Origin of the sequence: Lichenifustis flavocetrariae (assembly GCF_026130545.1) — a bacterium.
Lineage (GTDB): Bacteria > Pseudomonadota > Alphaproteobacteria > Rhizobiales > Beijerinckiaceae > Lichenihabitans > Lichenihabitans flavocetrariae.
Map to the genome: position 1 here is coordinate 1 of NZ_JAMOIM010000136.1, position 1,515 is coordinate 1,515.

Here is a 1,515-nt window from a genome sequence, read left to right on the forward strand (position 1 = left end):
CACAGCATGACGCACTGACCGGCCTCGCCAACCGCGTTCTTTTTCACGACAAGCTTTCAAAAGTTCAGCAGCGAGGCCGGCCCTTTGCGCTGATGTGCTTGGATCTCGATGGCTTCAAGCAAGTCAATGACAGTTTCGGACATCCTGCAGGAGACGAACTGCTCCGCAAAGTCGCTCACCGCTTGGTTGATTGCGTCCGTCCTACAGACATCGTCGCCCGGCTGGGTGGGGACGAGTTCGCCGTGATCTATGCTGATATAGATCAGGAACATAGCCCCGAAGACACTGCGTTGCGGATCATAAGACGGATCGCGGCGCCGTTCGAAATTGGGTTTCAGCATGTCTCCATCGGTGTGAGTATTGGTGTTGCGGTTACGGTCGGATCGGCCATCGAGCCGGACTTGCTGTTGAAGCAAGCCGATCAGGCGTTGTATCGCGCAAAGGGCGCTGGACGCGGTACATATAGGCTAGCCGAGCCCCCGATGGATGGCAGAATAGTGGCCGAAGTTTAGCGGCATCCCAGGCGGCTTCTCTTAAGCTCTGGCATGTAGGGAACGGCAACCTGCGATTGAATGGGGCCAGTGAAGGAAGCCGACGTGCGACAGCGGGTCAAACACTGGGTGACCGCGAAAGCCGATGACACCGACCTGATCGCGGAGGGTGGACCGGAACGTTTTGCCCGTCGCCTGACGCTCCGCATCGTTTTCAGCGCGGAGGCTACCAATGTTCTCGTTCATCTGATCCTCGGTTCCTTGGGTCTTCTTCCCTATCCACTCAGCCAAGCGCTGGCCGTCGGTTCCTTCGTCACGGCCGTCGTGTCAGCCGTCGTCGGCTACATTGTCACGCTCATGATCGGCGGAGCGATTTGCGAGCTGGCGATCAATCGCAATGAGTTTCAGCGTCTGAGTTCGACCGACCCTTTGTCTGGGCTTCTGAACCGCCGTGCCATTTTTGAGAATATTGAGCGCATGAAGTGCCGGGGCAGCTTCCTGCTTTTCGATATTGATCACTTCAAATGCGTCAACGACCAGTACGGCCATCTCGCCGGTGATGATGTGATCTGCGGCATCGCCGAACGCTTTGTCGCCTGCTTTTCACCCAACGCCAGCGTTTTGATCGGTCGTATCGGCGGCGAGGAATTCGCCGTTTTCCTGCCGGATGTGAGTGCGCCCTCTGGATCGAGGATCGCGGACCAAGCCAGAGCGTGCATCGGATCGTCGGAGATCCGGACCCGGATGGGAGGCATTTCGGTGACAGTCTCTGGCGGAGTGACGAATTACGACCCAGAGCAGGCTATGGATGAGGCCTATATGCGGTGTGACAGGGCCCTTTATCGCGCCAAATCTGAGGGACGCAATCGCATATGCGAGGGACATTCGGGGGTGGTCGGGTCCGGAACCCCGGCTGCCATGGAATGGCCCTCGCCAAAGAACCTGCCCAGCCTCGCCGCCATCATCCGCTTCCGCTTGCTGATGATCGCGGCCGGCTACGAGGACGGCAACGACGCCTCGACCT

The 1,515-nt window shown here is 58.5% G+C and carries 2 protein-coding genes; both read left to right on the top strand.

Going from position 1 to position 1,515, the window contains the following annotated elements; translation table 11 throughout:
* On the top strand, window positions 1–512 hold a 512-nt coding region (locus M8523_RS36250), incomplete at its 5' end, for a diguanylate cyclase domain-containing protein (protein ID WP_282589635.1).
* Window positions 513–596: 84 nt separating this feature from the next.
* Window positions 597–1,515: GGDEF domain-containing protein (locus M8523_RS36255; RefSeq protein WP_282589636.1), on the top strand; the 919-nt coding region annotated here is incomplete at its 3' end.